The sequence below is a fragment of the Myxococcus sp. CA039A genome (genome assembly GCF_013336645.1).
GTDB lineage: Bacteria > Myxococcota > Myxococcia > Myxococcales > Myxococcaceae > Myxococcus > Myxococcus llanfairpwllgwyngyllgogerychwyrndrobwllllantysiliogogogochensis.
Window position 1 is genome coordinate 1 of record NZ_JABUMQ010000232.1, and the last position, 18,347, is coordinate 18,347.

Genomic DNA, 18,347 nt, shown 5'->3' on the forward strand with positions numbered 1-18,347 from the left:
GCCCCGAGTCCCCCACCGCCGCGCCCGCCTCGTGCCGACTGCTGCACCAGTACTGCCCCGCCCTGCCCAGCGGCGTGTACGCGCTGAACCCCTGTGACACCGGCGCCACGCAGCACTACTGCGACATGAGTTCGGAGGGAGGCGGGTGGACCGTCGCCGGCTGGCAGGCGGCCTCGGCCAGGACGAGCCTGGGGCTCACCTCGCGTGGCACGGTGGGAAGCGAGGACTGGTCTCGCGGACTCGCGTGCGTTCCCTTCACCGAGATTCGCGTCTTCAACCGCACCTTTGGCGAAGGCTTCGTCCAGGCCTACCCGGCCCAGACGTGGAACCACACCGCGGTCAACATGGCCATCGGCACACCGGGCATCGCCTTCAAGCAGGGCACCTACGGCCCGGCCAGCTCGGAAATCATGATGGGCTGCGTGGGCTTCAGCTGGCGAGGCGGCGTCTACCTCGAGATTGCCTGCGACAATGACCACGAGGGCCGGGCAAGAGGGCACCTGGCGGACTACGCGGGCGAGTACTGCGCGGGAGGGCGGCTCGACTCCACCTGGGCCTGGAGCGACGGCACCACCTGCCGCTACCGGAGCACGCCCTACACCTGGGGCTTCGCCATCCGCTGACAGGCGCGGGGCCCACGCAGACCTCGCGCGTGGGCCCGTCCCTCCGCTCATCAGTCGTACTTGAGCGCGATGATGGGGTCCACGCGCGAGGCCCTCAGGGCCGGCAGCCACGTGGCGACGAGGCCCACGGTGAGCAGCACCAGCGGCGCGGTGACGAAGGCCCATGGGTCCAGCGCGCTGACGCCGTGCACCATCCCCGAGACCACCCGCGTCAGGCCCAGCGCGCCCACGAAGCCCAGCGCCACGCCCGCGCCCACCGAGCCCAGGCCCTGGAGGAACACCAGCCGCACCACCTCGCCGCGCGTGGCCCCCAGCGCCAGCCTCACGCCCATCTCCCGCGTGCGCTGACTCACCAGATAGGACAGCACCCCGTAGATGCCCACCGCGGCCAGCCCGAGCGCTAGCGCCGCCATCATACCCAGCAGCACCATGTTGAAGCGCTCGGAGCCCAGCGTGCGCGTCACGTGGTCTCCCAGCTTCAGTGACTCCGTCACCGGCTGCCGCGCGTCCACCGCCCACAGCTCGCGTTGCACGGACGCCACCAGCGCCGCGTGCCCTCCGGAGGCTCGCACCAGGAGGTTCTGCGGCAGCATGCGCACCAGCATCCCGTTGAGCGTCGGGGCCACCTGCCCCGAGGCCACGTACAACACCGCGGGCGATTCCCGGTCCAACCCGTTCTCGCGCACGTCGCGAACCACGCCCACGATGACGCGCGGCACGGTGTCCTGCAGCGACGGCACCGTGTAGGCCACACGCAAGCTCTTGCCGATGACGTCCTCGCCCGGCCAGTACTTGCGCGCGGCCGTCTCGTTGATGACCACGACATGGGGAGCCCCCGCCACGTCCGTGTCCGCAAGCAACCTGCCTCGCACCAGCTCCAGCCCCAGGGCACCGAAGTACCCCGGCGACACGGGCCGATACTGGCCAAACCCCACGCCAGGGCCGTCCAGGCGGCCCTCGAACTTGCCGTCGATGGCGAAGCCCATGCTGGGCCCCAGCTCCATCGGCAGGGCGGGCGTGAAGCCGACCGCCGTCACGCCCGGCAGCGCCCGCACCCGCTCCTCCACCTGGCGGTGGAAGCGCTCCAGGGCCTCTCGCTCGCCATAGCGCCCCTCCGGAAGCGACAGGCGAAGCACGTGCACGTCGCTCGCATCGAAGCCGGGGCGGACGACCTGGAGCGCGCCAAAGCCCCGGATGAGCAGCGCGGCCCCCGTGAGCAACACCACCGCGAGCGCCACCTGCCCCACCACCAGCAGCTTGCGCGTCCTGCCGCCCCCAGGCCCCGACGTCGCCCGCTGCGCCCCTTGCCTCAGCGCATCCTGGAGGTCCGGCCGCGACGCCTGCCACGCGGGCAATAGCCCGAAGAGCACTCCCGTCAGCAGCGACACGCCCACGGAGAACACCAGCACCACGCCATTCAAGCCCACCGCCGCGCCCGGCACGGACAGCTCCGGGGGCGCCAGGGCCAGGAGCGCGGGCAGCACCGCCGAGGCCAGCACCACGCCCAGTCCACCGCCGACCACGGACAACAACAGGCTCTCCGTCATGAGCTGCCCCACCAGCCGCCGGGCCGGAGCCCCCAGCGCCGCGCGCACCACCAGCTCCCGCTGTCGCGCCGCCGCCCTCGCCAGTTGGAGGTTGGCCAGGTTCACACACGCGATGAGCAACACCAGTCCCACCGCTCCCAGCAGCACCCAGAGCGCCAGCCGCAGGTCTCCCGCCAGGAACGTCCGCAGGTCCTCCGCGACGAACATCTCCCGCCCACGCAGCAGGTGCGGCGTGTCCGCGCGCAGCCGCTCGGACAGCGTCTTCAGGGCCGCGCTGACGCCCTCCGGCGACAGCCCCGCGCGCACCCTGCCAACGACGTAGAGGAAGTTGGAGTCATCGGTGTTCGTCAGGTCCAGTTGGAGCGGTGTCCACAGCTGCGCCTGCCGAGGATGCTGGAAGGACTCCGCCGCCACGCCCACCACCGTGTAGGGCTGGTCGTTGAGCGTGAACGAGCGGCCGATGATGTCGGGAGCGCCTCCGAAGCGCCGCTGCCACAACCCATGGCTGAGCACCACCACCCGAGGCCCGCCCACCACGTCCTCTTCCGGCAGGAAGCCGCGCCCCAGCGCGGGCCGCACGCCAAACGTCTCGAAGAAGTTCCCCGTCACCCGCATGCCGGACAGGCGCTCCGGGAGCCCATCCCCCATGACGTTGAAGCCCGTGGGCAGCAGCTCCGACGCGGCGACCTGGGAGAAGGGCGAGCCCTCCGTCGACAGCCAGACGTATTGCGCGATGGCCTGCGAGGTCGCCCGCCCGTCCTCATCCTGGCGAAACACCTGCACCAGCTGCTCGGGCTCCGGGTACGGCAGCGGCCGCAGCAACACTCCGTGAACCACGCTGAAGATGGCCGTGTTCGCACCAATGGCCAGGGCGAGCGTGAGAATGGAGACAACGGTGAAGCCCCGGCTCTTGAGCAACAGCCGGACGGCGTAGCGGAGATCCTCGAGGAGGATGGCCACGAAAAGGCTCCTGGTGGGGGACATGGACCCTACGCGGCGCCCCCGTCAGCCATTGCACCGGGTGTCTGTTTTCCCACGCGTGGGACAAGGCAATGACTTCACGGCAAGCCAGGGAGAATCCGGATGAGACTTCCGTCAAGCCGTTCCATGGGGCGACGCCTCGATACTTTCCGGAGAGGGGTGACTTGGAGGTCCACTTGCGCGCCCCCCTCCGCCATGCGAGTGCTTCGCGTTTGGGGTCCTCTGTTCGAGTGAGCTGCCATTTCAATGACTGCTGAAGGAGTCGTCGTGTCGTTCCGGCCCGCGGTTGCGTTGCTGTCGGCGCTGTTCTCTGTCGTCCTGGCCCTGCCCGCCTCCGCGCAGTCGGCCGCTCTGCCCACCTTCAACCTGCAACGGTTGGAGCTGGACCCGGCAGGCCTCGGCTCGCTCGTTGTCAGCACTGGCCGCACGCTGCCCGCGGGCATGGTGCGAGTGGCCGTACAAGGGCACTACGAGCAGCTCCCCTTCCACTTCCAGACGCGCTGGGAGCCGGGCGGCGGCATGGGCCTGGTGGAGAACAAGTTCACCATGGACGTGACGGCCGCCATCGGCGTGCTGGACTGGCTCCAGGTGGACGCGGAGGTGCCCTTCATCGTCACCCAGGGCGGCACCACCTTCATGAACGTGAACCCGCCGGAGGGTCAGGGACTGGGCTCGCCGTGGCTGGGCGCTCGCGCCGCGCTGGTGCGTCCGGACTTCGGCTTCCAGCTCGCCGTGGACGTCTCCGCCGCCCTGCCGGTGGGAAGCAAGGAGCTGCTGGCGCGCGACACCTACGCGGTGCACCCCAGCCTCCAGCTCGGCTTCCTCGCGGAGACGTGGCAGGTGGGCGCCGAGGTGGGCGTCTTCCTGCGCGAGAAGAAGAACCTGGTGGCGCTGTCCGCCGAGTCCGCGGACGTCATCGGCAACGAGCTGCGGCTGGCCGGCACGGTGACGTCGCGCGCCGGAGAGCTGACGCGCGGCGAGGTGAGCCTGCTGCTCGGCGTGCCGCTCCAGGGAGGCCGCACGGGCGCGGAGCTGATGGTGGCCATCCGCCGCCACACCACGTCCTGGATGGACCTCTACGTCATGGGCGGCCCGGGTGTCGGCGCGGGCCTGGACACGCCCACGTTCCGCTTCCTGGCCGGGGCTTCGTTCTCCACCGGCCGGGTGGACTGACGGCGAGTCGTGAGGGCGCCTCGCTCTCCCCTGTTGGGGATTCGATGCGAGGCGCCGCTGCTGCCTACTTGGGCATCACCCCGAAGGCCTTCGCCATCGCGATGCCGATGCCCAACAGGCTCTCTCCCGCGATGAAGCCCGAGGACACGGGCAGCACGGTCTCCTCCGCGAGCTTCGGCGCCTTGCGACGCATCACCTCGGCGATGGCGGAGCCCAGGAAGAAGGCGATGGAGCTGGAGCCGGGGATGACGATGGCCAGCCCGAAGCCCGCGGGTGACGGCACGTAGCCCTTCAGCTTCGCCGGCGCCCACCGCTCCAGCAGGACGAGGACGATGCCGAGCGTTCCGCCACACAGGGCGCCCCAGCGCGCGGTGACGGGCATCGCCGACACGCCCGTGGCGAGCAGCTTCGACACGCCGGCCCACACCATGGTGGCGGGCGCGGGGAACTCGGCCGAACCAAGCACGTCCGGGCTGGGGATGAGGATGTTGAACACCGGCACCACCACCGCCGCGCCAGCCACCACGCCGAACAACTGCGCGACGAACTGCTGGCGAGGGTTGGCGCCCAGAAGCCACCCGGACTTGAGGTCCGTCAGCAGGTCCGCCGCGTGGAGCCCCACGCCACCGGTGGCGTTGGCGCTCATCACGTTGGCGGGGATGTTGCCCGGCGCCAGGCCTCCGAAGATGAGCTGCGTGACGGGCCCCAGCGCCTTCGTCGGCGTGGTGTCCGTCTCACCCGTGACGCGGCTGGCGATGACGCCCATGACGACGGCCAACGGCATGGCCAGCACGCCCGCCCACCACGGAATCTGGAAGAGGTAGGCCATCAGGAAGATGGCGATGGGGCCCAGCACCGCGAAGCCCAGGGGGAACCAGGACGGAGGACACTCGATGCCCGCCAGCGGGTCCGCTTCCTCCTCCTTGGAGCTCTTGCGACCGAACAGGCCCGACAGCGCCTTGAAGGAGCGCGCCACGCTGCGCCACTGGAAGGCGAAGGCCAACAGGCCCGAGGACACCAGCACCGCCGAGCCCGTCCACACCATCCACGTGTTGATGGCCCGGTACGTCACTTCTGGAATGGCACCCTGGGTGACCATGGCGGGCGCGAGGAAGCCGTACGTCAGCACCGCGCCCAGCAGCATGGACCAGCCCGTGCGGAAGCTCACCAGCGCGCCGGCGCCCACCAGCAGCAGGCTGAAGTCGAACGACAGCGTCCACGCGGAGGCCTTCTTGCCCAGGATGGTGAACGGCATGCTCACCTTGTCCGGGATGTTGGTGAGCCACGTGAAGCGAGCATCGCGGAGCAGCACCAGCAGTGCGCCGATGAAGCCCGCGCCCGCCAGGAGCTTGGACTTGCGGCGGGCCACCTCGCCATGCCCGTGCAGGGCGCGGATGGTCTCCGCGGTGGCCGTGCCGGTGGGGAACGGCAGCGCCTCGATGTTGATGAGCTGGCGCTTGATGGGGATGGCCGCGAAGACGCCCAGCGCGGAGATGACGGCGAACCACACCACCAGCCAGCCCGACGGAGGCAGCGCTCCGGTGAGCATCAGCAGCGCGGGGACGGCGGCCATGTTGCCACCGCCCGTCATGTAGCCAGCGGCCGACGCCACCGAGCCCATGGCGTTGTTCTCCAGCGCCGTGAAGTCGTTCTTCAACAGCCTGAGCGAGCGCAGCGTGCCGAACACCGCGAAGGCCAGGATGCACGCCGTAATCGTGACGCCCAGGCTCCAGCCCGTCTTGAGGATGACGTACAGGTTGGACAGGCACATCACCGCGCCAATCAACATGCCCGCGATGACGGCGCGCACGGTGAGCTGGCGCGAGCCCCCCTGGTAGACATTCTTCAGCCAGTACAGCTCCGGGTCCTGCGTCGCGGAAGCACCCGGCTCGCCTGCGTGCGGGTCGGTGGGCTGGAGGCGAAGCCCACTGGGGCTCGGAGTCTGTTGAGGGGGGGACTGGCTCATTGGGGCGGCAAAGATAGTGCACGCCCCTTCCCCGACGAAGCATTCACTCCGGCAGGCAAGCGAAAGGGGCGAGGCATTCCTGCCCCGCCCCTCCGTGTCGCCGCACGGCGTCACGCCCCGAGATCAGGCGTGGTCGTGCCCACCGGCCCCGTGGTCGTGCCCACCGGCCCCGTGGACGTGGCCATGGGAGAGCTCTTCCGAGGACGCCTGGCGGATGTCCTTCACCGTGACGTCGAAGTGGAGCGTCTTGCCGGCGAGCGGGTGGTTCAGGTCGATGACGATGTCGTCGCCCCGCACTTCCTGGATGCGCAGCGGGATGTCGCCCTGCTCCGTCTGGGCCATCAGCGTCTGGCCGGGCTGCGGGTTGAAGCCAGGGGGCAGCATGGAGCGCGGGACGACGCGCACGCCCTCGGGGTCATGCTCGCCGTACCCCTGGGCGGGCTGCACCACCACCTGCTTGCTGTCGCCCTGCCCCAGGCCCTCCAGGGCGCCCTCCAGGCCTGGGACGATTTGGCGATGCCCGTGCAGGTAGGCGAGCGGCTGATCCGGCGCGCTCTGGTCGATGACCTGTCCGTCACCGAGGTGCAGCCGGTACTCCAGCGAAACAATCGAATCCTTGGTGACCCTCATGCGGGCTCCTATGTCGGGTGAGGCGGTGAGACGGTTTACCGGTGGGAAGGATGGGGACGGTTTATGCCCGGCGTCAGGAGGCAGTGGGGCCTGTCGCTCGCTCGACGTCCGTGCGGGCAGGCGGTTCCCCGCGCGCCACGTACACGGCGGCGGCCAGGTCCCCGGTGACGTTGAGTGTGGTGCGGCACATGTCCAGGAAGCGGTCCACGCCGAGGACGAGCCCCAGGCCCTCCACCGGAATCTTGAACATGCCCAGAATCATCGCGATGACCGGGATGGAGCCCGCGGGCACGCCGGCGGTGCCGATGCCGGCCAGGATGCAGATGAACATGATGAGCGCCTGCTGCCGCAGGTCCAGGGGCACGCCGTATACCTGCGCGAGGAAGAGCACGGTGACGCCCTCGAAGAGCGCGGTGCCGTTCTGGTTCATCGCCGAGCCGGCGGTCAGCACGAAGCGCGACACGTTGGGCGGAAGCTTGAGGTTCTCCTCGGCGACCTTGAGCGCGGTGGGCAGCGTGGCGCTGGAGGAGGACGTGGAGAAGGCGGTGACGATGGCCAGGCGGCTGTCGCGGAAGAACTCGATGGGGTTGCGGCCCCCGAGGAAGCGCACCGACAGCGAGTAGACGATGAACATGTGGATGGCGAGCGCGAGCAGCACCGTGCCCACGTACGCGGCGAGCTGTCCGAGGATGCCCAGGCCCAGCTTCGCCGTCATGGCGAACAGCAGCGCGGCCACGCCGAAGGGCGCCAATTTCAGCACCCCGTCGATGAGCTTCATCATCACGTCGTAGAGGCCCTGGATGGTGTCGCGCAGGTGCCGCACGGGCTCGCCGGGGGTGAGGGCCACGCCCAGTCCGAAGATGAGCGAGAAGACGATGAGGCCAATCATGTCTCCGTCGGCCGCGGCCTTCAGGGGGTTGGTGGGCACCATGGACATCAGCACCGCGCCGAAGGACGTGTCGGACGGGGGCGGCGCCGCCTTGATTTGAGTGCCGCTTCGAGCGAGCGCGAGGGCCTCTTCGCTGAGGCCCACGCCGGGCTGGATGAGGTTGACGAGCACCAGGCCGATGAGGACGGAGATGGTGGACAGGACGACGGTGTAGCCCAGCGTGCGGACGCCCAGGCGGCCCACCTGCTTCAGGTCGAGCTCCGCGACGCCCATGACGAGCGCGGCGAAGAGCAGCGGCACCACGAGCATGAGCAGCAGGCGGATGAAGATCTGCCCCACGGGGGACGCCACGTTGGTGACGGTCCAGTCCAGCCAGGGGGCACCGCCGGCGAGCGCGTTGGCGGCGAGTCCCGCCACCGTGCCGGTGACGATGCCGATGAGCATCTTGTGGTGAGCCTTCATCGAGCAGCCTCTCCGCGTGCCTCCGGCAGGAGGGCAATGGGGCGCGCAGCCTACCGGCAAAGGAAGGTGGCGCCCACCCTTCGCATGGGACAAAGCTGCGGTCTCCCGTGGAAACCCTCGTCCAGCTCACTGAAGGCGCCGTGTCCCCTCCCCTCTTCCGGCGCCTGTTGCGGCGGCTGGGCGTGCTCGGCCGCGAGCGACTGAAGGACACCTACCAGACGACGTTCTGGTACGACTTCGGGCCACCGACCAACGTGGTGGAGGACGTCATCTCCAGCTTGCGGCCCCAGGTCGCCGGGAAGCGGCGCATCGCCGGGGTGGAGTGGTGGCTGTCGAGGATGTATCCGACGGACGTGCGCGTGGACTTCCACCAGGACCGGGACGAGAAGCTCGCGCTGCGCACGGGGAAGCTGGTGCATCCGCGCATCAGCAGCGTGTTGTTCCTCAACCGGGTGCGCGGCGGAGCGCTGGTGGTGACGCGAGAGAAGCCGGACGAGGCGAATCCGTCGCTCGCGCCCTCGCGCATGGACACCGCGGACCTGGTGACGCCGCGCCCCAACCGGCTGGTGCTGTTCGACGGCACGCTGACGCACGGGGTGCTGGACGCGGAGAACCAGATTCCGGAGGGGAAGCTGCCGGGGCGCTCGCGGCTGAGGCGCACACTGGTGATGAACTGGTGGGGACACCGGCCCACGGACGTGCCGCGCTGGTCGGAGACGCGGCTCTACCGGGCGCTGGGGGGCTGAGGGAAGGCGGCGGCCGTCTCGCGCAGACGGTGGGTGACTCGTTCGGCCCACTCGGGCTCGATTTCCAGGCACGCGGGCTGGCGGCCCAGACGCAGGGCGGCGGCGGGCATCGAGCCACTTCCGGCGAAGGGGTCCAGCACGGTGTCGCCGGGGCGGCTGTACGTGCGCACGAGCGGCTCGACGACGGAGAAGGGCTTGTGGTGGGGGTGGCTGCCCCAGCGCGCGGCGTCGCCGTCATCGTCATAGCCGCCGACGACGGCCCAGACGGTGGGCATGTCACCGGGGGCGAGCACGGGCTCGGGGGTGCGGGCGATGACGAGGGCCACCTCGTAGACGCGCAGGGTCTGCTCGTTGGCGTTCTTGTCGGTGGTGCGCTTGCCCCAGGTGAATTCGCCGCGCAGGTGGGGATAGCCCAGGGCCCTGGCGGCGGTGACGATGGGCTCCTTGCCGAGCAGGTTGGTCCAGATGACGAGGGGGGCGTCCGGGGTGAGGTGGGCCAGGGCGCGGGAGAGCCAGGCCTCGGAGAAGGCGCGGTAGTCGCGCACAGTCTCGAAGCGGACGATGGGGTTCTGGTCGATCTTCTTGTGGGCGCGTGGGTCTCTCAGGTCGCCGCCCTTGCGACGCCGGGTGAGCAGGCAATAGGGAGGGTCGGTGAGCAGGAGCGAGGCGCGGCGGTCGCCCAGGGCGGCGCGGTAGCCCTCGGGCTCGCGAGAGTCGGCGCGGATGCAGCGGAGGGCGTCGGAAGGGAGCGGGGAAGTCATCGTCCGGGACGGCACCCTACACGGAGGGCAGCGAGGCTCAAGGCCCGACGTGTGGGCCCCGCCTCCAGGTAGCATGCGAAGCCGGTACGGGAGGGGTCTCCGAATGCTGCGTCCGGGTACGACGGTCCCATGGCTGCTCCTCATGCTGGGATGCGGAGCCTCCGGGCCAGCCAGGCAGGGACGGTCCGGCACCTATGCCCAGGCCCTCGACTCGGCGACGTCCGCCTGCGAGCAGAACCCCGCCTACTGCGCCGCGACGGCGGGGCAGGAGCGCATCGTTCCGCTCGCCGTACGGGCCGCGCAGGTATCCGCGGCGGGTAAATCGTGGATGGAAATCGAGACTCTCGTCGAGACAGGGATCCGCGAACGCCTCATCGACTGCGCGAGGAGGGCTGACGCCGAGGTGAACCGCGAGGAGTTTGGAGGGCGGAGCCCGACCCGTGCCGACTGTGAAAAGGTCGTGGGCGGGACGAAGGAGAATCCCGTCACGGGCGCGATGATGCTGGGACGCAAGAAGCACGCACTCGCGCTCGACTGTGCCGAAGCAGCTCTCGGACAGAGCCTTCCCGCCCGCTTCCTGCGTGAGCAGCGCTACCGGAGAGGGACTCGTTCCCAAGAGCCGGAGCTGGTCACCCATCAAAAAGAACTGGACCTCCTGCGCGCGGGTGCGAGCAAGGCCCTGGAAGGAACGGTGGTGCCCGACCTCATCCTCCACACAGGCAACCCGGTTCAGGTCCAGCGGGTCTACGATTTCAAGTTCCCCTGCCCCGACACCAATCCCCCCGCATGGAGACAGTCGCCGCCAGGCAATCCACTCCGGGCCCGGCACCAGGGCGACGCGTACCGAATGACGTTTGGTACGACTCCCGTACTGGTGACGCCCAGAGGCATGTTCCCATGAGCGAGCACTTCCCTCACCTTCGCATTGAGTCGGACGAGCAGGGCTACCTCGTCCTCCGCGACGGACTCACCTTCTGCTTCTATTTCCACCGCGCTCATGAAGGGCTCGGGCCCGCCATCCTTCAAGCGCTGGAGCGCTTCCAACGAGCACTGCCCCCACAGACGCTGACCCTCCAGCCCGACTCGGAAGGATATTGGAGGACCCTGAAGCCCTCGGACTGGGAGCACATCCAGCGCAGCCTTCTTCAGGACGAATGGCCCCAGGTCACCCTCATCAGTGATTCCAAGGGCGTTCCCGAGTTCTCCTTCAGTTACTCAGGAGTCCCGATGGACGTCACCACGAGAGGTGATTCCATCGGTCGGTCCTGCGTCGCTACCTTCGGCCTGCCGACGGAGTATCTCGAACGCCATGGCCCCGAGCGTGTCCGTGAACTGGCGTTGGAAATCGCAGCATCGCTCCCTTTCACCTCGGGCTACGCGAGCCTCTGTTTCAACGCCCCGCTGGACCTCATGGGTGTTCGCCAACGCGTGCGTGAGCTGGCTTTCAGCTATCCCGGTATGGAGATCATCGACGACTCCGTCAGCCAGGACATCGGCTCGCGGGTACGCGGGGCACACTGGCTGACGTTCTTGGGACAACCCCTGCTGAGCGCGCTCGGAGGTGCAAGCAAACTCCGCGCGCGACTTTCGACATCTGGAACCCAGGTACTGGAGTTGGATGGCGAGCGTGCCGTCGTCTCCCTGGGAACGTGGCCCGAGGCGGGGGACTCGACACGAGGTGCGACACTACCGGCCTATCGCGAACTCGCCCGCATCCTGGAGCCGTGGCTCTACCACCGCGACTCGGACACGCTCTACGACCCAGACTTCCCACCCGAGGAGCAGCTTCGATGGGAGCGCCGCTTCCTCGACTGAGAATGCCTCGGGGCAGTCACTTCAACGAAAGCCCTTCCAGCGTCACCGTGCGCCCCTTCGCGTCCCACAGCTTGAGCACATAGTGACCCGGATCCAGGTCGGTGGTGTGGTCCACGCGGACCACCAGGGCCTGCGCCACATCCTCACGCAAGGGAGCCGTCTGCCAGTGGGACAGGACCTTGTGGCTTCGCCCACGCGCATCCGTGAGCGAGGCCCCTGTCGCCACCCATCCCGCGCCCCCTGGCAGCGCTCGCAAATCCACGCGAATCGCCCGCCAGCGCATCTGATGCGTCACGAACCGTGATTGCGAGACACTGACCTCGGGATGGGCCACCACCTTCGTGGGAGTCAGAGGCCTGACTGCGAGCTCCTCGGGGTTCTCCAGCGCCGCCACGAGCGACTCGACCCCTCCCGACGACCGACCTTCCAACTGGAGCCTGTCCAACTCGAACCGGGCCTGCGACAGACGACCCTTCAGCTCCTCCACCTCCTGCCGGTAGGACTCCACCGAACGAGCACGGCGATAGACCTCCACCTGGGGTTCACCCAGCACCGCATCCACCACCAGCACGAACGTCACCTGCTCCGGCGCCGCGCCGTCCCGAAAACGCAGCCCCAGGCGCAGCCGCTCACCCTCCCGGAGCGCACTCGACGGAACGAGCGCGAGGTGGTCATCGGAGATTCCCAGTCGCTGGAAGCGCTCACGCCCCTCCAAGGAGAGTTCGTCCGGCAGGATGCGCGCGTCGAAGAAGAACGTCGTGGAGCGCCCCGGAGCGATGCGAATCTCGGGGGCAGGCACACGCGGCTCCGCTCCCACTTCGATTCGACGCACGGGGGCCAACTCCCCCCCCAGGGCGACCATCATTCCCCACGCGACCACGAGGACTGAAGACGCGGCAGGCAAATCACAACCTTCCCAGGTATCTCGTCGCGGTGACCGTCAACTGGGGCTCCGTCAGCTTCAGCTCCGGGGTGCTCGACGGGTCGTAGGGGACGCCCAATTCCTTACGGCCGTACCAGGTGATCTGGAGGCACAAAGGGACGCGCCTGCCATCGGGGAGTTCGGCTTCCGTGAACCAACCGAAGTAGCGCTCCTTCCCATGGAAGAGAGTGCCCTGGAACCGGGTGCCCACGGGAAAGGCGATGGGATCTCCGGCATCGTCCACAACACCGCCATAGCCAAGGATGGGCTTCTCCGCGGCGTAGGCGGTGATGGGCCCTTCTGGCGGGACCGGTATCAGCCGTCGCCCATCGAAGCGAGGGATGAGCCAGAGTCTCCCGTCGGTCACCACGCTGGGTAGCTTCCAGCCCATCTTCGTCATGACCTCGATGGTCGACTGCGGGCATTCCTGTTCCGGAGACGTCGTCCGGACCTGAGGCGCCCCCCCGGCACAAGCTCCCGCGAGGCATGCGACCGCCGCTGTCTTTCCGAGGGTGCTGCTCACGGATGAGCGCTTCCTCGCGGAGGGTGACACCTCATTGGTGGCCTCCACGGCGCGCTCGACCTTCAGGACGGGCGCCTGCAAGGGAGCCTCGGGAGTCACCTCGACAACGCGAGGCGGCGACGAAGAAGCGGCTGTAACAGGGGTGTGAGGGGGACGACTCGTCACGACGGAACTTCCTTTCTCAGCAGGGGGTGGAGGGGGGACGACCGCCTGCATGGAACTCGGGGAGGGCTCGCGGCGGGCAAGGCCCACCGCCGCGAAGCAGATGACGAGGAGCGCGACGACTCCGACTCCAATCGTCCAGCCGCGCGACCTTCGCGCCGGGGTCCGCTCGGCCCGCGGTGACTCCACCGGGGTGACAACTTCCGAGCCCGCGGCAACCGAGTCCTCGACGAGCGGCGCGACCAGGAGCGCTTCGGCGACGGACTCCTCAGGTGGCCGCGACTCCTCGGGCTCCGGCGTGTGCGGGTGGGACTCCGACGAGCGCACCAGTTCGGGCACCATGCGCACCCGAGGCGTGTCGGCCTCCACGTCACGAGGAGACTCGGGGTCCGGAGGTCGGTCCAGCGACACCTTCCACGCCGGCTGCCGCTTCTCCTTCGCGACCTCCCAGAGCGCCTGCAACAGCGCCTCCGTGCCCGCGTAGCGCTCCTCGGGGCGCTTGGCCAACAACCGCAGCGCGATGTCTCCCAGCGCGGGAGGCACCTTGGGATTGACGACGTGCGGAGCCCGGGGCGTCACCGTCTCGATGGCCGGCAGGAGCCGGTCGTACGGGAGCCTCGGGTCGAACGCGTAGCCGTCCGTCAGCGACTCGTACAGGAGCGCGCCCAGCGCATAGAGGTCGCCGGGGATTCCCGCGTCGAACCGCGCGCCCTGCTCCCACTGGCCCTCGCGCAGGAAGGCCACGCACTCGGGCGGCAAGAGGTGCGGCGAGGCCGGCGCCACGCCCACCGTCAGCGTCGTCGCGCCCGGCATCCGCACCGTGCCCAGGTCGATGAGGAACGGGCGCTCGTCCTCGCGGCGGATGAGCAGGTTGTCGCCCTTCACGTCGCGGTGGTGCAGGCCGCGCCGGTGCAGGTCCGACACCGCGCGCACCACCTCCGTGAACACGGACAGGAGGTGCGCCGCCGACGGCTTCACCCGCCAGCGCCACTCATGGAAGGTCTCTCCGTCGATGAAGTCGGTGACGAAGAACAGGTAGCCCTCGGGCGGCTCCGGCCAGCGGTCCACCGCGTGGACGCGCGGCAGGTTCGGATGGGGCGCGCAGGCCAGGAGCGTGGCCACCTCGTGCGACAGCCGACCATTGACGTCCTCCTCCTCGGACACCTGGGGCCCGGCGGGACGCAGCGCCATCTTCATCGTGTAGAAGCGCCCTCCCCGCTCGACCTTGAACACACGGCCGAAGCCCCCCGCGCCCAGCGAGGCCACCACATTCCAAGGCCCCACCACGCTGCCCGGCGAGAGCTGGTCCGGATGGAACGGCGGAGACCTCACGGCGACGACCCCTCCCGCGAAGTCCCGCCTTCCTCGAAACTCCCCAGCCCATGCGCGCTGGAGCCCGCGGACGCCCACGCCTCAATGCGCGCGGCACCCCGCGGAACGAGGGGCTCGGTGACCACCCAGGGAACGGGGTTGAGCAAGGGTAACCTCCAGGGTTGACCCTAGCCTTTCTTCAGGGACTGTCACGATTTTTCCCACCCGGCAGGTGGGTAGGCTCCGGCGCGGGGAACCCAACGTCACCCGTTGGCTCCGGGCCATCCTCCCCGCTCAGTCCGAGTCGTGCTCGAGCGCGTCCACCTCGTCGCTCGCGGCCACCGTGAGCGCGGCCTCCGCCCAGCGCCCGCGCAGCCGGGACTCGGAGGCCAGCGCCTCCTCCCAGGACGGGCCATCCGGAAGCAGCCGCGTCGACTGCGTCAGGACCAGCCGCTCCAGCGCCAGCTCCTCGCACAGCGCCCGCAGCCCCTCGGCATCCAGGCCATTCGAGACCAGCCACGCGTCGCGCTTGCGCACCGGCACCGCGCGCTCGCGCCACCACCCGGCCTCCGCCTCCGCCACCTCGTCGGCCGTGGGTGACAGCCCCATCGTCCGGGCCCAACCCGCGAGCAGCGCCCGTCGCAGCCCCGCCTCCGCCAGCGCCCGCGCGTCGGGGGCCTGGCTCAGCACCTCCAGCACCTGCCCCGAGGGCACGACGGCGTCGGGGAGCCGGGTCACGTCCTCCACCAGGCGTCGCCGCCGCACCAGGGACGAGGGGGACCGCCGGGTCCCCGGCACGGAGGGTGCTCGCGAAGCCACCCACTGCGCGGCGGCCAGGATGCAGGCCCGCGCGTCCTGTCGCTTCAAGTCCTCCACGCCCTTCGAGAACCAGCGCTCCCAGGCGTCCCGTGTGGCCTCCGACCACCCTTCCCGCGCGCGCTCCATCAACCGGGACCACGTGCGCTCCTGGTAGAAGAACGCGCTCGCCACGTCCACCAGGCCCCGGGCCAGGCGCGCATTCAGCACGCCCGCTTCCCGAGCCCGCTCCGCGACATGCCGGACGTTGACGAGCGGCACGGTGAGCGGCCTCCAGCCGTGCTCCGAGTCCGCGTGCAGCAGCGCCACCTCCGCGTCGTCGGAAATCACGCCGTCGCGATACCACTCGAAGATGCGCCCGACGCCCACCATGCCATGGGGCGCCAGCTCCACCGCGCGCAGCGCGCCCATGCTGGAGCCGCCGAAGACAGCCACCCCCGCCTCCAGCGCGGCCAGCAGCTCGTGGTGCCACACCGACGGCTGCGCCTCGAAGACGCCATCCACCAGCGCTATCGCACGGGGCCTGGCACCGAGCGCGCGCCACACATCGCCCTGTCGGGCCGGGGGCAACACCACGCAGGGGGCCAGCTTCCGCGCCTCCTCCGCGGGCAGCGAGGGCCCCAGGAAGACCACCAGTTCCTCCGCGCGCCGCTTCATAGGAGCTCCGAGATGAGCATGCCCGGCACCACCACCCGCCGCACGTGCAAGCCGGGCACGGGCGCGTCCAGCTCCACCGAGGCCACGCGAGCAAACCCCGCGCGCTTCAACCGCGTCAGCACCCGCCGCACGGCCACGTCGGCCGGCCCCCTGGCCACCGCGCCCTGGTCCGGCAGCTCTCCCGCCCGTCGCCGCGCGCGCACTCCCGCGCAGGCCTCCGCGAAGTCCCGAGCCGCCTGTCGGTCCACCGACGCCACGTCCTCGCGCGCGCCGTGGATGTCCGTCAGGCGCGACTGCGCCGCCTCCAGCAAGGCCTTAAGCAGCGCGGTGTCACGCTCCAGCGCGCACGCATATCCCGCCGTGAGCGGCACGGGCCCTTCCTCCTGGTCCACCAGGACCGCCGCGCCCACGGGCAGGCCCACCGCGCCCGGCGTGCGCGCGGATGGCGTGGCATCGAACAGGTACACCGCGAAGCCACGCTCCCTCAGACGCTCGGCCAGCGCCGCCGTCCGAGGCACGGCCTTCTCCAGCTCCGCCGTCCGCAGCATGCGTCCCCGCACGGTCTCCTCGGTCCACCCCTCCGGAAACACCCGAGCGAGCTGATCTCTTTCAGTGGCCTCCAGCAGCGCGTGCAGCAGCGCTCGCGCCGCCTCCGGATGCGCGCCGGAGCCGTTGCTCGTCCATGCCGCCGCCACCGGCCCCAGCGAGGGGCCTCCCGGGGGCGTCACATGGACACCTTGGGCGGGCACCCAGACCGCCTGGCCCGAGCCCAGCTCCGTCGCCTCGCGCCACGCACACCGCACCCCGTCTGCCCACAGGCGGGGTTCCACGAGCGCACCGGCCGAGCCCAGCGAGTCCGCGCCCCACAGCGTCCCGAGCCGGCCCTCCAGTTCGGCGCGAGAACCCCAGGTGAGCCGCCCTGGCACCACCGTCTCCGCCGCCCACAGCTCCGCGGTCTCGAACAGCGCGCCCCACGCGGCCTCGTCCGGGGTGAGCCCCTTGCCGTTGCACACCTGGAGCACGTGCCCGCCCGGGCGCACCGCGCACGCCACCTCCACACCCGTGCGGTCCAGCCCGGTGACGCGCGCCACCCGCGTCACCCCCATGGCCCGGGCCAGCCGGGACGACGTCATTCGCTCGAAGGACACACCCGGCGGATAGCACTTCGGCCGGGAACGGTCAGCAGCGACGCGTGAAGCCCTGTCACCCGCGGCGGCGCGGAGACCCGCGGCGGACCGGGCCTTAATCGGACTTAATTCCGCTTAATCCCTGGCGGATGAAGACGTCTGGGATAAGGCGCCCACTCGCCGGACGCGACTGGCTTCGCCAGGGCAGACATCCGGTGGACGGCGAGCTGACACACAACCGATGGAGTCGAACCATGTCGAAGCACTTCGTGCGTTCGTTGTTCCTGGGGGCGGTGGTGGCATGCGTGAGCGCTTGCGGCGGCGCGGAGACCGAGCCGCGAGAAGCAGAAGTCGTCGTGGATGACGTGGAGCAACGGGCGTGTGCCATGGGCACGTTCCAGAACAATTGTCGTGACTGGGGCGCGGGCGGCTACTCGGACCCCGCCTGCACTGGCGGCACGTACCGATGGAAGTTCTGGGCCTGCAAGCAGTACCAGGCTGGCACCCAGAAGTACCGCCAGGAGTGCGGCACCGAGCAGTACGTCTGCGGGAGCAGCGCGACGAGCCGCCCGTCCTCGAGCGTTTCGGCGTGCGTCCAGAACTGCTAGCCGTCTGACTCGCCGCCGGGCGGAGCAGTCCCTCCGCCCGGCCTGCCACTCAGCTCCGACAGCTCCATCAGTGGCACTCCTCATCACCTCCGCGCCTACACACGCCCCTCAGCGGCGTTCCTCGCCGTCGGATGTTCTTCGCGGAATTCGCTATCATGCTGGCGCCGTACAGACATGAATGCTTCTCCGGGAGGTCACGTGCGAAGAGTGCCTTTGAGGGGTGTCTCGTTCCTGGTGGCGAGTCTGGTGATGGGCTGCGGTGGCGTGGCGGCGGAGGAGTCAGCACCCGCTGATTCCTCACAGGAGCAGTCGCTCGCGCCGAGCTGTCCCACGGGTTACACGGATGTCTATCTCTGGGCCTGCAAGCGACTGGCGGCCCACGCGCCTCCCTGCAACTACGGCGGGCCCGGGCACTACAACGTCCTGCATCTGTATTGTCAGTCGGGCACGGAGTTCTACGACGCGGGCCCTACGGGCGACTACGCCTGTGGGGATTGCTTCTAAACCAACGATCTCGATTCTCGCACGACGTCAGGAGGCACGCCTGAGGTCGGCTCGGCGCAGGGATGGACAGGCAGAGCGCTGTGCATTCCGCGCGTTGAGGTAGGCATGTACCCGCACCATGAGC

The 18,347-nt window shown here is 69.6% G+C and carries 16 protein-coding genes; 7 read left to right on the forward strand and 9 right to left on the reverse strand.

Going from position 1 to position 18,347, the window contains the following annotated elements:
• A partial coding sequence (locus tag HR086_RS31710) for a fibrinogen-like YCDxxxxGGGW domain-containing protein (RefSeq protein ID WP_217442026.1) occupies nucleotides 1–623 on the forward strand: 623 nt, incomplete at its 5' end.
• A gap of 50 nt (nucleotides 624–673) precedes the next feature.
• Here HR086_RS31710 and HR086_RS31715 read toward each other — a convergent pair.
• A complete protein-coding gene (locus tag HR086_RS31715) occupies nucleotides 674–3,130 on the reverse strand; it encodes an ABC transporter permease (RefSeq protein ID WP_174467511.1) in 2,457 nt (818 codons plus the stop codon).
• 288 nt (nucleotides 3,131–3,418) lie between these two features.
• On the opposite strand from HR086_RS31715, the gene HR086_RS31720 reads away from it, so the two are divergent.
• Nucleotides 3,419–4,324, forward strand: a complete 906-nt coding sequence (locus tag HR086_RS31720) for a flagellar motor protein MotB (RefSeq protein WP_174457216.1) — start codon at nucleotides 3,419–3,421, stop codon at nucleotides 4,322–4,324.
• Between the two features lie 64 nt (nucleotides 4,325–4,388).
• Here the strand turns inward: HR086_RS31720 and HR086_RS31725 are convergent, their stop codons facing one another.
• From HR086_RS31725 to HR086_RS31735, 3 genes are all read right to left on the reverse strand, one after another.
• Complete coding sequence (locus HR086_RS31725; RefSeq protein ID WP_174457217.1) at nucleotides 4,389–6,290, reverse strand: OPT family oligopeptide transporter; 1,902 nt, start codon at nucleotides 6,288–6,290, stop codon at nucleotides 4,389–4,391.
• A 123-nt stretch (nucleotides 6,291–6,413) separates the two neighbouring features.
• Nucleotides 6,414–6,920 carry a peptidylprolyl isomerase gene (locus tag HR086_RS31730; RefSeq protein WP_141647585.1) on the reverse strand — a complete coding sequence of 169 codons (507 nt, stop codon included), beginning with the start codon at nucleotides 6,918–6,920 and terminating at the stop codon, nucleotides 6,414–6,416.
• A 73-nt stretch (nucleotides 6,921–6,993) separates the two neighbouring features.
• Nucleotides 6,994–8,271: a dicarboxylate/amino acid:cation symporter gene (locus tag HR086_RS31735; RefSeq protein WP_174461789.1), complete on the reverse strand. Its 1,278-nt coding sequence runs from the start codon at nucleotides 8,269–8,271 to the stop codon at nucleotides 6,994–6,996.
• A gap of 107 nt (nucleotides 8,272–8,378) precedes the next feature.
• Here HR086_RS31735 and HR086_RS31740 point away from each other — a divergent pair, with 107 nt between their 5' ends.
• The gene (locus HR086_RS31740; RefSeq protein WP_141647583.1) at nucleotides 8,379–9,017 is read left to right on the forward strand and encodes a 2OG-Fe(II) oxygenase; all 639 of its coding nucleotides are present in this window, start codon (nucleotides 8,379–8,381) and stop codon (nucleotides 9,015–9,017) included.
• Here the strand turns inward: HR086_RS31740 and HR086_RS31745 are convergent.
• Complete coding sequence (locus HR086_RS31745; RefSeq protein ID WP_141647582.1) at nucleotides 8,996–9,778, reverse strand: DNA methyltransferase; 783 nt, start codon at nucleotides 9,776–9,778, stop codon at nucleotides 8,996–8,998. The genes HR086_RS31740 and HR086_RS31745 overlap by 22 nt on opposite strands.
• 103 nt (nucleotides 9,779–9,881) lie before the next feature.
• On the opposite strand from HR086_RS31745, the gene HR086_RS31750 reads away from it, so the two are divergent.
• Both HR086_RS31750 and HR086_RS31755 read left to right on the forward strand, forming a co-directional pair.
• Entirely contained in the window at nucleotides 9,882–10,679 is a 798-nt protein-coding gene (locus HR086_RS31750; RefSeq protein WP_174457220.1) for a hypothetical protein, read from the forward strand.
• Complete coding sequence (locus tag HR086_RS31755) at nucleotides 10,676–11,593, forward strand: type VI immunity family protein (protein ID WP_174467512.1); 918 nt, start codon at nucleotides 10,676–10,678, stop codon at nucleotides 11,591–11,593. Before HR086_RS31750 ends, HR086_RS31755 begins: the two co-directional genes overlap by 4 nt.
• 16 nt (nucleotides 11,594–11,609) lie before the next feature.
• Here HR086_RS31755 and HR086_RS31760 read toward each other — a convergent pair whose 3' ends face one another.
• The 4 genes from HR086_RS31760 to HR086_RS31775 form a co-directional block, all read right to left on the reverse strand.
• Nucleotides 11,610–12,425, reverse strand: a complete 816-nt coding sequence (locus tag HR086_RS31760; RefSeq protein WP_174467513.1) for a DUF2381 family protein — start codon at nucleotides 12,423–12,425, stop codon at nucleotides 11,610–11,612.
• 73 nt (nucleotides 12,426–12,498) lie between these two features.
• Entirely contained in the window at nucleotides 12,499–14,532 is a 2,034-nt protein-coding gene (locus tag HR086_RS31765) for a serine/threonine-protein kinase (protein WP_174467514.1), read from the reverse strand.
• Nucleotides 14,533–14,805: 273 nt separating this feature from the next.
• A complete protein-coding gene (locus HR086_RS31770; protein ID WP_141647577.1) occupies nucleotides 14,806–15,984 on the reverse strand; it encodes a TfuA-like protein in 1,179 nt (392 codons plus the stop codon).
• Complete coding sequence (locus tag HR086_RS31775) at nucleotides 15,981–17,117, reverse strand: YcaO-like family protein (RefSeq protein ID WP_254626553.1); 1,137 nt, start codon at nucleotides 17,115–17,117, stop codon at nucleotides 15,981–15,983. The genes HR086_RS31770 and HR086_RS31775 overlap by 4 nt, the downstream gene beginning before the upstream one ends.
• A 248-nt stretch (nucleotides 17,118–17,365) precedes the next feature.
• Here HR086_RS31775 and HR086_RS31780 point away from each other — a divergent pair, with 248 nt between their 5' ends.
• Complete coding sequence (locus HR086_RS31780; protein WP_174457224.1) at nucleotides 17,366–17,719, forward strand: hypothetical protein; 354 nt, start codon at nucleotides 17,366–17,368, stop codon at nucleotides 17,717–17,719.
• 198 nt (nucleotides 17,720–17,917) lie between these two features.
• A complete protein-coding gene (locus tag HR086_RS31785; RefSeq protein WP_246137682.1) occupies nucleotides 17,918–18,223 on the forward strand; it encodes a hypothetical protein in 306 nt (101 codons plus the stop codon).
• Nucleotides 18,224–18,347: the final 124 nt, after the last annotated feature.